Source organism: Dyadobacter sp., assembly GCF_051859145.1.
Lineage (GTDB): Bacteria > Bacteroidota > Bacteroidia > Cytophagales > Spirosomataceae > Dyadobacter.
On the sequence record NZ_JBHYGF010000075.1, the window covers coordinates 1 to 12083 of the forward strand.

Sequence of the window (12083 nt, forward strand, 5' to 3'; positions counted from 1 at the left end):
CTGTACCCGTCGCCATTCACATCGCCTGCGCTCGAAACTGATCCGCCCAGCCACGCCTGGGTTTGGTTGACCTCCGGGACAAGGATTGCGTTGGAAGGGTTACCATTGGCTATGATCGGGTCGATTGTGACGGGGAATGCGGCGCCTTTTACATCCACCGAAATGGAAATCCGGCCCTCTTTGGATGTCATGACAGCTGCCAGCAGATTTCCATCAGCATCCCAGCATTTCAGGTCTTTGTAAGTTAATGTATTGTCTGCCGTACCATACGGGAACAGTTCCAGCTCGTTGTTGCCAAGGTCACGGATTGTGGCACCTTCAACGGCGAGCTGCACTTCCAGCTTCTCACTTCCTTCCGCAGGTTTGCCGATGATGAAGTTTTGCCTGATACCAGCCTCACTATTTACATACTGTTCAACAATAGCGTCATACCGGATTTCTGCCGTATTTGCTTCGAGCACAAACCTCGGACTTTGTTCTTCTGTTTTTATCAGTTTATGATCAACAAATATCCCCTTGTTGATCATCCTGAACTTAAAATTGTGACCAATGGAATCTTTCCTGTTGCAGACTGTCAGCGAGCCGGGCTCATAGTAAGCCCGAAGGTTATGCTGACGGTTAGGACTTTGATAAACATGCCTTGTGGAATCGTAGCTGACGTGGTATTCGCGCTTGGAAAGACTTTCCTGAATACTGCCAATTGCGGTCGCAGAAATGTCTGTGGATGCGGACTTTAGATACGAAGATGTTTTTGGCAAAGAATGCTGGACTCTCTTGATGCTGAGAGACGCCCCTGCAATAACAGATATCCCGGTAATTACCAAAAGGTACATTTTGTAGCTGTGTTTCATGGTACGGACGGTTTTAAAGATTGAAACCACATAGGTTAACCAAATCTTATAACCGTAACAACAACACACAAAAGCGATTACCGAAAGGCAAGTACAATGAGCAGAAGGCAATCACACTTATTGGCCTGGTTTTTTCCTCCCAATTCTAAAAACACGATCAAAAATGAACGAGCCACTTAGCAGAAGAGATCTGGAAGAAAAGATTTTGTCGAAAAGGCAGCAAATCGAATTTGAAGCGAATAACCTGAGATTTGAAAGGTATACTTCCTCTGACAACAGGGAAAATCCCGATGTCATGGAGGAGTCTAAGAATTTTGATGATCCGGCAGAAAATGCCGTCGAATCTGCTGATTTAAAGGCATTAAGGTCAGCAGAAAATGATTTGAATGAGCTATTGAAACAGCTGAAAGATCTTGACGAAGATTAAAGTGACTGGACTCGATTTTCGAGTTCACGCTTTGTATGCATTAACGTAGATACCACTTCATTCCAGTTGCCATGGTTCACTGCAAAAGGATCATAATTAACTGGTAACCGGCCAATCACATTAAACGATTCACCTGATTTTAAACGTATTCTGGAATTGAGCCCAACGAGGTTAAATGCGTCAAGCACTTCGTGTGCTGTGGCGTAAGAATATGATTTGGTTGTGCTAAAAACCAACGACCCGTCTTTGTAATGACACTCAATATTTTTCATGGCTTGTAAAATGATGCTTTTAAATGTCTCAACAAAATATCATACCAAGGTTTGTCACCGTGCGACCACTGGTACAGAAATCTCCACAGTTGTTGAGTCTGATTCTTTTCCATTAACCTTTCCAATACCGAAATCTCCGCGATTTACTTTCAAAATCCCGTGAAAAGCAGGCTGCGTTTCATTGAAAATGAATGGGATAGCCACACGTTTGACAATTCCGCGTATGTTCAAATCTCCTTTCACAACATATCCGCTGTCGGCTTTAAAAATCTTCACAGATGTGAACCTGATTATGGGAAACTGCTCCGCGTCAAACCACTTCTCACTTTTTGCATGTTTATTTTTCAACTCAATTCCCGTATCGATGGAATTTACGTCCACAGTTACATCAAACTTCGCACTTTCCGGGTTTAATGGATCAAAGCTGATATCGCCCTCGAGCTGATTGAAATTTCCGTGTGCATACTTTCCTTCAAACCGGATCGTATACCCTTCTGCAATCTGCCAGTTCTTGGAAATCAGCATTGTAAAAGAGCAGAGCGCCACAAAGCCGAGTACAACAGTTAACCGTCTCATATTTTAAACTTTATTTCAGCCGCTTTTCTGGCGTGCAGGTTAGAGGGGCTTATTCCTTTAAATTTCTTGAATGCTGTCGAAAAATGATGCGCATACTCGTATCCCAGTCGCGAAGCTACTTCTTCCACAGTGTTCCCCGAATCGAGTAGTAACCGCTCTGCATATTCCATTCGCAGTTTCCGCAGATACCCGAACACAGTGTCGCCAAACAATTCCTTAAAGCCTTTTTTTAGCTTGAATTCATTGAGCAAACAAACCCTGCTCAGCTGTGAAAGCGACAGTTCATCCAGAAAATGGGTATCAAGGTACTGTTTCAGCATTCGCAGTTTTTCAATTTCATCCATACGAAGTCCGGTACTCTGGGCAACCGGCCCGCGAAATTGCCCGATCTGTAATGCAAGCAGTTCCAGCAGTTTGGACTGGATCAAAAGCCCGCTCATAGGTGTGCGGACATTGGAATTGCAAACATCCGTGATCAGGTTCAGCATCAGTGGGGTAATATCGCGGGTGCCTTCCACAGCAACAAATGGCCTGTTATGTGCCAGATCATTCTGGATCTTCTCACTCCAGTGATCGTCGCAACCAATTGAGTCAATGAAAAAACCCTTTTCAATGCTCAGGTGAAACATCTGCAGAGACGAATGGGGCGCGATCCTGTTGGTAAAACCACCTTGCGGCGCATACACAAGATTGTGCTTGCGCGGCCTCATCTTCAATTCATCTTTGATCCCCAAAAAGCGCGTATCCAGGTCGCCGGACAGGTGAAAATTGATGTTGATCGTATCAGATGAGGCGCTGTCTACCAGTTCCACCAGCTCTTCACTTGCCCATTGAATGTTCATCAAATGCATGTGCGGAAGCAGATTGCTCCTGAATTTCAAGGCGCCAATTCTGGGATAGTAACAATCTACAAAATCGTCGGATCGCCTGCCGGTTAACGTGCGCTCCACTGACTGTGGCTTTGGAAAATTGTTGAGGTCGAGAATGTCGTAGGAGTTGATTACCATAGCGGTAAGAGTTACAATGCTGATTTCATGACTATTTGCCCGCAAATCTATTTTTTTAGATAAACCGGCATTTTAAAAGTTACTAAACGGATTAAGTAAAAATCCGTCTTGCGTAGTTGTAAATCCGCCTTGCGTAGCCTCCCCGGCCGTTTAGAAATGGATCTTTGCCGAAAACTAATTAGCAAAGCCATGATATTGAAAATTCTAAAATGCGCTGGAATTGCCCTGGGCGTGGTCCTCATCGCATTAGCCGCGTTTTACGGCTACATTGCAGTGAACATGAACGACCGAATGGAGCGTACCTACCACTTTGAAGCCGAGCCACTTCGCATTACAAACGATAGTGCAACCCTGGCCCGCGGTCGTCACCTGGTTGCGATCAAGGGCTGCCAGGATTGCCACGCAGCAGATTTGGCCGGTAAAATTATGAACGACGACACGCCTGTGGGCAGACTGGTGGCCAGTAATCTGACAAAAGGACCAGGTGGCCTTCCTGCGGACTACAATGAGGCCGACTGGATCAATGCGCTTAGGCACGGGATCGGCAAAGACGGTAAACCGCTGATTTTCATGCCTTCCCACGAAACGACCCTGCTTTCGGAGCAGGATATGTCGGCGCTGATTGCATATTGCAGTCAAGTACCCGCTGTAAACAGGTCTTTACCAGAAAATGCTATCGGGCCGGTCGCAATGGTAATGAGTTTTATGGGGAAAATGCCGCTGCTTTCAGTCGAGAAGATTGACCATCAAAAACCAATGGTAGCAAGCGTTGATTCTGTTGAGGGTATTGAATTGGGTAAATACCTTGCGGTTTCCTGCTCCGGCTGTCACCGTCCCGATATGAAAGGCGGTGAGCCGCTGGCACCTGGCTTCCCGCCGGTTCCGGATATTACCAGTTCGGGGCATGTAGGTAATTGGTCCGCCAAACAATTTGTTACTACACTTACCACCGGCAAAACACCCGAGGGGCATGTTCTGAAAAATGAAGATATGCCCTGGAAAATGACTGCACAGTATACACAGACGGAGCTCGCTTCACTATATAAGTACCTGCGCTCCATTTAAAACAAGTGCCGGACAAAGATTCGTTTGTCCGGCATTTTACTAGTTATTTCCAAAAGCGATCGGCTTGTTATTTCTCGACCATTCACTCCACGAACCAACGTAAAGGGCAGCGCCTTCAAGCCCGGCTTCCGCCAGCGCCAGTAAGGTGTGGCAAGCGGTAACCCCTGAGCCACAATGCACTACCACCTGCTCGGGAGTGCGGTTGCCCAATGCTTCCTTGTATTTAGCAGCCAGCTCTTCCACCGACCTGAATTCCCCATTTTCATTCAAATTGCTTGTATATGGAATATTCACCGCGCCGGGAATATGGCCCGCAACAAGATCAATCGGTTCACTTTCACCTATATACCTGTAATGCTCCCGCACATCGATCACCATAAAGGCAGGGTCAGTAGAAATTTGCGATATGTAGTCGATATCGACAGTGGGCAGCTGCCAGGCTGTTATTGAATAGTTTGCGGCAGCTGGTTGTTCGGGTATTTTGTCGGTTACCGGTACACCTGCGGCTTTCAGTGCATCGAGGCCTCCGCTCACGACGTACACTTTGTCGTGCCCCGCAGCTTTCAGCATCCACCAGAAGCGCGCTGCTGCGTTTGCGCCTTTTTTATCATCATAAACGATAACTGTTTGCTCCGGAGAAATGCCCAGGCGACCGAGTAATTCGCTAAACTTGCCTGGCTCTGGGAGCGGGTGCCTGCCTCCTTTTGCAGCATCTTCACCTTTCTCCGACAAATCCGTTTCCAGATCAACAAGGAATGCATTTTCAAGATGTTCAGCCCGGTACCTTTCGGCAGCATCGGCTCCCCCCCTGGCATCAATCAGGGTCAATGCCTCACCGGCGCGCATTGATTTAAAATCGTCAGCTGTGATGATGTTCATAATGGATTCTTTTATGAGCAGTAAATAAAATGGATTTTGGTCAAAAAAATCTAAAAGCGCCTTGAAAGAAAAATCGAGGTATTTTTTTGATCAGCAACAGATTTTTAAAGATGTTTACCAAATCACGCATTTAATCTTTCTGATGACAGCTTCCGATTTTCTGCTGACGGACCTCGCTCAGCTACCGGAATTACAACCACCTGACTGGGGCAATCTCATGCCACGGTTTCGCTATTTTGTTGACTCTCCGCACTGTACACCATTGAAAATCAGCCTAAATAATCAGATTGTGGCCATAGGTACAACCATGCGACACGCTGATTCGGTTTGGCTTGCGTGCATTATCGTCCACCCGGATCACCGCAACAAAGGATTGGGAAAGCTGATCACCCAAACGCTGATTGACTCGGTAGACCCGAAACAGTACACCACCATTTACCTGGATGCCACCGACTTCGGCTATCCTGTTTACACAAAGCTTGGCTTTGAACTGGAAACCTGCTACGGCCATTTTAAACGTGAAGGGAGCAACAATGTTTATCCGATAACAGGAAATATAGCTCCATTTGAAGACCGTTTTCGCCGACAAGTTTTTGAAGTTGACCGCCAGATCAGTTGTGAAGACCGTTCAGGTATCCTGAGCGATTTCCTGCACCAATCGATGATTTATCTCGAAAATGGGCAGGTACTTGGCTACTATATTCCGGGTTGGGGAGATAGCCCGATTTTCGCGATCGATGATCACGCGGGACTCGAACTGATGAAGCTGCGCATGCAAAATGAGCAAACGGCAGTTTTACCGCAGGATAATGTACTAGCTATTAACTTGTTGGAAGAAGGACAGTTTAGTCAACGGAAATTTTCCAGGAGAATGTACCTGGGTAAAAAAAGAGCGTGGAAAGCAGATAAAATCTTCAACCGGATCAGCGGTCAGTTAGGTTAATTATCTCAATACCAAATCACTGATCTTGGAAAATTCAGTATGCGGCGCCATGGCGCGGATAATCCCTTTTCTATCAACCAAAATAAAATAGGGCGTCTCACTGATCTTGTAGCGATGATTGAAACCGAAGGAATCAGGTACCGGAACAAACCCGCAGTTCCGCTTGGGAATCGCCTGCATGCATTCTTCTTCGGTATTCAAGGTGGTACCAAGGGAGACAATCTCAACTCCTTTCTTTTTATTCTCGTCTACAAAATCAGAAATCACTTTTGTGGCTGCAAGTGAGTAAAGCGGTTTTTCATATTTTACCCAAAAACCAAGCAGAATATACTTTCCGCGCAGCTTTTCTGAATTATATTCCTTCCCGTCCAAACCTGTCATAATGAATGGGGATATCGGCTCGCCTATCTCGGGCATGAGGTCGGGATTGTTCATCACTGAACCATCTTCCTGTACATAAACCTGGCTTTTCTTGATCAGTTCAAAAGACGAAGGTTTACCGTATTTGTCAAAAATCGGAAGCGTCTTATACATGCCGGGATTTCTTTTCAGCTTTTCGTCATATTCCGCGTAAGATATTCGCTTGCCTGTTGCATGATCAATGATCACCGTTTCGCGGTTCATCACGAACTGCTGACTTACCTTTCCATTGTAACGCGTCACTTTCGGCTCCTGCGCCTGGCTGAGACCTGCAACTAAAAAAGAAAAGAAGAGTGTAAATGTGAATTGTACTTTACGGAACATGAAGAGCGCCCTTGTATGCTTTGATTTAATCAGTATCAAAAATTTGATATTATCAGAAACAATGCCGATATTTATACCGTTCTAATAACTGCCGAACCCACCTCAATATTTTAGATTAAAATAAATTATTGACTGAATTATGTACGAGAGGATCCGAGAGAAGCTGGGAATTTTGGCAGATGCTGCAAAATATGATGTTTCCTGTTCATCGAGTGGAAGTAACAGGAAGAATGAGAACAAAGGGCTGGGCGATGCGGAAGGCACTGGGATTTGTCACTCTTACACAGAAGATGGTCGCTGTGTTTCATTGCTCAAAATCCTCCTGACCAATCACTGCATTTTTGATTGTGCATTTTGTGTTTCCCGGCGGAGCAACGATATCAAGCGGGCCGCATTCACCGTAGAAGAAGTGGTCGAGCTCACGATTAACTTTTACCGCCGGAATTATATTGAAGGACTTTTCCTGAGTTCCGGTATCTTCAAAAATGCGGATTATACAATGGAGAGGCTGGTCCGTATTGTAAAAAAGCTGCGGACAGAGGAGCGTTTTAATGGCTATATCCATTTAAAAACAATCCCCGGAGCGAGCGAAGAGCTGTTGAAAGAAGCAGGAATGTATGCAGACAGGATGAGCATCAATCTTGAAATGCCGACCGAAACAGGGCTGAAAATACTGGCACCTGAGAAATCGCACGAAGAAGTGAAGAAGCCGCTGGGGTACATTCAGAAAAGTATAGCGCAGTTTTCGGACGAAAAAGCGCTGATCAAGAGTGTGCCAAAGTTTGTTCCAGCCGGCCAAAGTACGCAGATCGTGATTGGTGCTACTCCGGATACGGACAAGGAAATTATGCATACAGCCAATTCTTTTTACAAGAACTTTTCGCTTAAAAGGGTTTACTACTCCGGCTATATCCCGATCAGTAATGACAGCCGCCTGCCTGTTATCGGCTCGCAACCACCATTAATCCGTGAAAACCGGCTCTACCAGGCCGACTGGCTGATGCGATTTTACGGGTTCAATGTGCAGGAAATAGTAAATGATACCCACCCTAACCTGGATGTGGACGTTGATCCCAAGCTGAGTTGGGCCTTGCGGCATTTGGAACAATTTCCGGTAGATGTAAATACGGCAGATTACCGGATGATCCTGCGCGTGCCGGGCATTGGAGTTACTTCTGCATTAAAGATTGTACAGGCGCGGAAGTTTGGCCGATTGTACCGCGACCATTTGAAAAAAATAGGTATATCCTTTAATAAAGCGCGGCATTTCATCCGCTTTGCCGACAGTCCCATGCAGCTGAATGATTACGAGGCAGGACATATTAAGGGAATTATTTTGTCGGAAAGTCATAGTAAATACCTGAAAACGGCGCACAACCAGCTTTCTCTTTTTTGATGGAAACTTACGTTTTTGACGGTACGCTGGAAGGTTTGCTCACTGCCGTTTTCGATAGTTACAAGAAGAAGAGCACGAATGTCAAACTGGTGAGTGAACAGCATTTTCATCCTGACGTTTTTCAGCAGCATTTTACGGTGATAAGCGAAGACGAAAAGGCAAAAAGGGTGTGGGCAGGATTGCGTAAAAAGCTGGGTAAAGAGTGGTTGCTGAACGTTTACAAGACCTTCCTTTCCGAGCAGCCGGACGCATTCCAGCACTTACTGGTTTTTGCCTGCTATATCATAGACAATCCGCAGGGTGCTGAGGAAAATTACGGGCACCCATCGGTGCTGGCAGTTTCGCAATGGGAACGGAAAGTGCATCGTGAAAAGCATCGAATGGAAGCATTTATCCGCTTTCAGAAAACTTCTGACGAAATCTTTTACTCGCACATTGAGCCGGATTTTAATGTATTGCCTCTTTTAATTACCCATTTTCGAAATCGTTATGCCGACCAGAAATGGATCATTTATGATTTAAAAAGGAAGTACGGGCTCTTCTATGATCTTGAAAAGGTGGAAGAAATCGTGTTTGATTTTTCGGAAGAAATGTCGCCGAGGCTGAATGCATTGCCTGCGCAACTTTTGAATGAGAAAGAAGAGCTTTATACAATTCTTTGGAAGGATTATTTCAAAAATGTAAATATTCCGGCACGTAAGAACATGAAGCTCCACATTCGTCACGTGCCGAAAAGATATTGGAAATACCTTTCTGAAAAACAGCCTTAACTTATTTGATCTTGCTGCTCAGCCAGGCATTTCTGAATTGCTGCATTTCGGGGGTCACAGGTTTGCCGACTGTCTCATTGAGAACAACAAGTAATCTCGGATTTTCCGCCAGCGTAATTTCCGTCATTTTTGTTTCTTCCCGATGCTTGTATTCTATGTTAAGCTTGTCTCCGGGTTTGTGTGCTTTCAGGATGTTATTCAGCTCATTCTGGGAGCCGACTGTTTTGCCTTCGATTTTCAAAATTTGATCGTCAACATCCAGCCCGGCAGCGTAAATGGGTGAGCCGATCAATGTATTACTGGTGATTGTCAGTTCACTACCTTCCTTATACCGCACATCTCCGATCCAGGCCTGACCTTCTGACTGCTTTTTCAATGTCAAACCCGCCTTAGCCAGCAATGGCGCGTAATCCATGCTTTCGTGTCCATTTACATACTTCCGGAAGAAGTCTGCGGCGAAACGCTGATCTTTGGAGTAGGTCGCAAGCACCGCTTCCAGATCAGAAATTACGTAGGGTATCTCCGGCTTTCCGTGCTTAGCCCAGACCATTTTCATAAAATCATCCAGGTTCAAACCTCTCGACCTCAGTTCCAGATCCAGCGCCAATGCGATGGACGCGCCGTAAGGATAGTAGGAAGTGTAAAAATTGGGATAATTGGTTTTGTCAACCGCCACACCTGCATCCACAAAAACGGCCATGCAACTCGCTTCAACGGGGGATATCCGCTTTGCACCGGCTGTATTTTCTTTGGTATTTACCAGGAAAGTAAGGGTTTGGCAATAATCATTTAACGGATCAAACCCGGCACGTGCGAGTATCAGGTCGCCGTAATATTGTGTGAATCCCTCCGCAAACCAGAGTTCGAAGCTCATATTGCTCTTCTCGAAGTTGAAAGGTTCCAGCGTTTTCGGCCGGATCCGCTCCACATTCCAGGTATGGAAAAATTCGTGTGAAAACACGCCCAGCAGATTATCCGATCCGTTAAAAGCCACCGGAATGCTGATCATCGTACTGTTGCGGTGCTCCATTCCGTCCCCTCTCACATACGGATTAATGCTGGCCAGGAAAGTATACTCCGGCGAGTCGAAAACCGGGTATTCGCCAAAAATCATCTTGGCTTCCTGCGTTACCTTCTTCACTTTATCAGCAAAGCTGCCAGCCAGCGAGTCACTTGCATTGGCTTCGAGCGCCAGCCTGAACCTGGATTGCTTCCCTCCTGCATTATCAAGCGTCCATTCTTTCCAGATCAGCTTCCCGATCTTGGTAGGCGAATCCATGAAGTACTGCAAGCCCGGTGCTGTAAATGTGTTTGCCTCTTTGCCTTTTAATAATTGCGTCGCAATGGTCCATTTTGAATCCTGTGGCAAATTGAACTTTACTTCGATAGGCACATTTTGCAGTTCTTTGACCCACATGAATGTAGCCGGCATATTGAGGTGCACGCTCGAAAGATCAAGCCCCGCGTAAGTTCCGTCAGCATGATTGGCGTAAAGGGTATATTCAACCCGCGCAAAACCGTTTATTCCTGAAATTTTATAAATATCGCCGTCTATACGCTGCACTGGCAGTGCCTTGCCGGCTTTGTCCGTCGCTTTCACATCGTACACATTCTTGCCGTACTCGTGCGTGGCATATCTGCCCGGCGACGACCGGCTCATCCTGAAAGTCAGCTCCTTTTGCGCCACATCCGAAACGCTGAGTTTGATGTTGGCCTCGTGGTGAACGAGGTTGGGAAACGATACATCGTAGGAAAGCTTTTGTGAAAAAGCATTCCATGCAATCAGTTGCAGGGTCAGAAGAGAAAGTAATTTTTTATTCATAGATCAGAAAGTTGCTTTAACAAAGACCTTCAATTTATACCATAACTTCCATATTTTACAATCTCCTGAATGCATTCAGATTTTAATTACTTAATTTTTCCAACTCAATTCTACTTGAACCTAAAAACATCCTAAAATGATGAAAATTCTGCTGGCGCCAGCTCTTGCCCTCTCCCTGTTGATCTCACAAAATTGTTTTGGTCAGTCAAAAGCTATGTTCAACGGCAAGGATTTGAAAGGATGGCACGCGGATGTTCCGGAAATGGATAAAAATCCCGATGTAAAATCACCTTTTCTGATCAGGAATGGAAACCTGGTGAGTTTGGGAACGCCGGGCGGACATTTGATTACAGACGATCAATATGAGAATTTTCGTTTTACTTACCAGTACCGTTTTGTTGGCAAGCCGGGCAACTGCGGCGCATTGGTGTTTGTATCCAAGCCGCGCGACTTGTACGATATGTTCCCAAAATCCATTGAAATTCAGATGATGCATCAAAATGCAGGAGATTTCTGGTGTATTCAGGAAGATATTACGGTTCCTGATATGGAAAAACGCCGCGGCCCGAAAGAAAAATGGGGCGTAAACGGAGATAAGCTTCGCCGCATTCCCAATCTGACGGATGGAACGGAAAAGCCGCTCGGCGAGTGGAATACCATGCGGATCGAATGTGTGAAAAACTCGATCAAAGTGTGGCTCAATGGTGTTATGGTAAATTATGGCTACAATGCCACAGCACAAAAAGGTCAGATCGCGCTGCAATCGGAAGGTGCCGAGGTTGAATTCAGGGATGTGATGGTCACTCCTATCAAAACGTTGTCAAAGTAATGTCAAAATTCAGTACCAACAGGGTTTTTAGAAATACGATCATCTTACTGATCCTTATCGCCAACATTGGCTGCGACCAGATCTCCAAAGAAGTGATCCGCAAAAACGTAGGCTTCTACGAGACGCGGCGCGTGATCAAAGACTATTTCGTGATTACCTATGTTGAAAATTCAGGCGCGTTTCTGAGCATTGGCAGCAACTTGCCGGGAACCATCAAGCTGATCGTACTTTCGGTTATCCCTCTGATTGCATTGCTGTTCGGCGTTTATTACATACTTACAAAAAGAAACCTGACCCTGCTCAGCGGACTAGCTTTAAGCTTCGCGATCGGAGGCGGCATCGGCAACATTTATGACCGCATGATCCACGGATCAGTTACCGATTTCATGCACATCAACCTCGGCTTCGTACAAACCGGCATTTTCAACATGGCCGACGTCTCCATTATGACAGGAATGTTTATCTTTTTGTATCAATCGTATAGCAGGCAGAAAGGGAGAGT

General features: G+C 45.7%; 13 protein-coding genes and 1 pseudogene. 7 read left to right on the forward strand and 7 right to left on the reverse strand.

Annotation, left to right across the window (positions count from 1 at the left end; translation table 11 throughout):
- Positions 1 to 851: pseudogene (locus ACTIE6_RS05830) on the reverse strand (hypothetical protein); the annotation flags it as partial.
- Positions 852 to 1014: 163 nt separating this feature from the next.
- Here ACTIE6_RS05830 and ACTIE6_RS05835 point away from each other — a divergent pair.
- Positions 1015 to 1278: a hypothetical protein gene (locus ACTIE6_RS05835; protein ID WP_439555735.1), complete on the forward strand. Its 264-nt coding sequence runs from the start codon at positions 1015 to 1017 to the stop codon at positions 1276 to 1278.
- Here the strand turns inward: ACTIE6_RS05835 and ACTIE6_RS05840 are convergent.
- The 3 genes from ACTIE6_RS05840 to ACTIE6_RS05850 are packed head-to-tail and all read right to left on the reverse strand — an operon-like array spanning position 1275 to position 3133.
- Positions 1275 to 1550 (reverse strand): hypothetical protein, encoded by a 276-nt coding sequence (locus tag ACTIE6_RS05840; protein WP_031528017.1) that lies wholly within the window; start codon positions 1548 to 1550, stop codon positions 1275 to 1277. The two genes, ACTIE6_RS05835 and ACTIE6_RS05840, sit on opposite strands and share 4 nt — an antisense overlap.
- A 54-nt stretch (positions 1551 to 1604) precedes the next feature.
- Positions 1605 to 2126 carry a YceI family protein gene (locus ACTIE6_RS05845; protein ID WP_439555736.1) on the reverse strand — a complete coding sequence of 174 codons (522 nt, stop codon included), beginning with the start codon at positions 2124 to 2126 and terminating at the stop codon, positions 1605 to 1607.
- Positions 2123 to 3133 carry a helix-turn-helix domain-containing protein gene (locus ACTIE6_RS05850; RefSeq protein ID WP_439555737.1) on the reverse strand — a complete coding sequence of 337 codons (1011 nt, stop codon included), beginning with the start codon at positions 3131 to 3133 and terminating at the stop codon, positions 2123 to 2125. The genes ACTIE6_RS05845 and ACTIE6_RS05850 overlap by 4 nt, the downstream gene beginning before the upstream one ends.
- A gap of 189 nt (positions 3134 to 3322) precedes the next feature.
- Between ACTIE6_RS05850 and ACTIE6_RS05855 the strand changes: the two genes are divergently transcribed.
- Positions 3323 to 4198 (forward strand): c-type cytochrome, encoded by an 876-nt coding sequence (locus ACTIE6_RS05855; protein WP_439555738.1) that lies wholly within the window; start codon positions 3323 to 3325, stop codon positions 4196 to 4198.
- 39 nt (positions 4199 to 4237) lie between these two features.
- Here the strand turns inward: ACTIE6_RS05855 and ACTIE6_RS05860 are convergent, their stop codons facing one another.
- On the reverse strand, positions 4238 to 5077 hold the full coding sequence (locus tag ACTIE6_RS05860; protein ID WP_439555739.1) for a sulfurtransferase: 840 nt from the start codon (positions 5075 to 5077) through the stop codon (positions 4238 to 4240).
- Between the two features lie 142 nt (positions 5078 to 5219).
- On the opposite strand from ACTIE6_RS05860, the gene ACTIE6_RS05865 reads away from it, so the two are divergent.
- Positions 5220 to 6020: a GNAT family N-acetyltransferase gene (locus ACTIE6_RS05865; RefSeq protein ID WP_439555740.1), complete on the forward strand. Its 801-nt coding sequence runs from the start codon at positions 5220 to 5222 to the stop codon at positions 6018 to 6020.
- Here the strand turns inward: ACTIE6_RS05865 and ACTIE6_RS05870 are convergent, their stop codons facing one another.
- On the reverse strand, positions 6021 to 6764 hold the full coding sequence (locus ACTIE6_RS05870; RefSeq protein WP_439555741.1) for a thioredoxin family protein: 744 nt from the start codon (positions 6762 to 6764) through the stop codon (positions 6021 to 6023).
- Between the two features lie 139 nt (positions 6765 to 6903).
- Between ACTIE6_RS05870 and ACTIE6_RS05875 the strand changes: the two genes are divergently transcribed.
- Positions 6904 to 8160, forward strand: coding sequence for a putative DNA modification/repair radical SAM protein (locus tag ACTIE6_RS05875; RefSeq protein ID WP_439555742.1), 1257 nt, complete (start codon positions 6904 to 6906; stop codon positions 8158 to 8160).
- Complete coding sequence (locus ACTIE6_RS05880) at positions 8160 to 8930, forward strand: TIGR03915 family putative DNA repair protein (protein WP_439555743.1); 771 nt, start codon at positions 8160 to 8162, stop codon at positions 8928 to 8930. The genes ACTIE6_RS05875 and ACTIE6_RS05880 overlap by 1 nt, the downstream gene beginning before the upstream one ends.
- Position 8931: 1 nt before the next feature.
- Here ACTIE6_RS05880 and ACTIE6_RS05885 read toward each other — a convergent pair whose 3' ends face one another.
- A complete protein-coding gene (locus ACTIE6_RS05885; RefSeq protein WP_439555744.1) occupies positions 8932 to 10752 on the reverse strand; it encodes a M61 family metallopeptidase in 1821 nt (606 codons plus the stop codon).
- A 139-nt stretch (positions 10753 to 10891) separates the two neighbouring features.
- Between ACTIE6_RS05885 and ACTIE6_RS05890 the strand changes: the two genes are divergently transcribed.
- Both ACTIE6_RS05890 and lspA read left to right on the forward strand, forming a co-directional pair.
- Positions 10892 to 11581, forward strand: a complete 690-nt coding sequence (locus ACTIE6_RS05890; protein WP_439555746.1) for a 3-keto-disaccharide hydrolase — start codon at positions 10892 to 10894, stop codon at positions 11579 to 11581.
- Positions 11581 to 12083: signal peptidase II (lspA, locus tag ACTIE6_RS05895; protein ID WP_439555745.1), on the forward strand; the 503-nt coding region annotated here is incomplete at its 3' end. The genes ACTIE6_RS05890 and lspA, both read left to right, overlap by 1 nt.

Coding starts and splice junctions, on each gene's coding strand:
- ACTIE6_RS05870 (WP_439555741.1), bottom strand. CDS start 6,764: ATGTTCCGTAAAGTACAATTCACATTTACACTCTTCTTTTCTTTTTTA.
- ACTIE6_RS05875 (WP_439555742.1), top strand. CDS start 6,904: ATGTACGAGAGGATCCGAGAGAAGCTGGGAATTTTGGCAGATGCTGCA.
- ACTIE6_RS05845 (WP_439555736.1), bottom strand. CDS start 2,126: ATGAGACGGTTAACTGTTGTACTCGGCTTTGTGGCGCTCTGCTCTTTT.
- ACTIE6_RS05880 (WP_439555743.1), top strand. CDS start 8,160: ATGGAAACTTACGTTTTTGACGGTACGCTGGAAGGTTTGCTCACTGCC.
- ACTIE6_RS05855 (WP_439555738.1), top strand. CDS start 3,323: ATGATATTGAAAATTCTAAAATGCGCTGGAATTGCCCTGGGCGTGGTC.
- ACTIE6_RS05890 (WP_439555746.1), top strand. CDS start 10,892: ATGAAAATTCTGCTGGCGCCAGCTCTTGCCCTCTCCCTGTTGATCTCA.
- ACTIE6_RS05860 (WP_439555739.1), bottom strand. CDS start 5,077: ATGAACATCATCACAGCTGACGATTTTAAATCAATGCGCGCCGGTGAG.
- ACTIE6_RS05840 (WP_031528017.1), bottom strand. CDS start 1,550: ATGAAAAATATTGAGTGTCATTACAAAGACGGGTCGTTGGTTTTTAGC.
- ACTIE6_RS05865 (WP_439555740.1), top strand. CDS start 5,220: ATGACAGCTTCCGATTTTCTGCTGACGGACCTCGCTCAGCTACCGGAA.
- ACTIE6_RS05850 (WP_439555737.1), bottom strand. CDS start 3,133: ATGGTAATCAACTCCTACGACATTCTCGACCTCAACAATTTTCCAAAG.
- ACTIE6_RS05885 (WP_439555744.1), bottom strand. CDS start 10,752: ATGAATAAAAAATTACTTTCTCTTCTGACCCTGCAACTGATTGCATGG.
- ACTIE6_RS05835 (WP_439555735.1), top strand. CDS start 1,015: ATGAACGAGCCACTTAGCAGAAGAGATCTGGAAGAAAAGATTTTGTCG.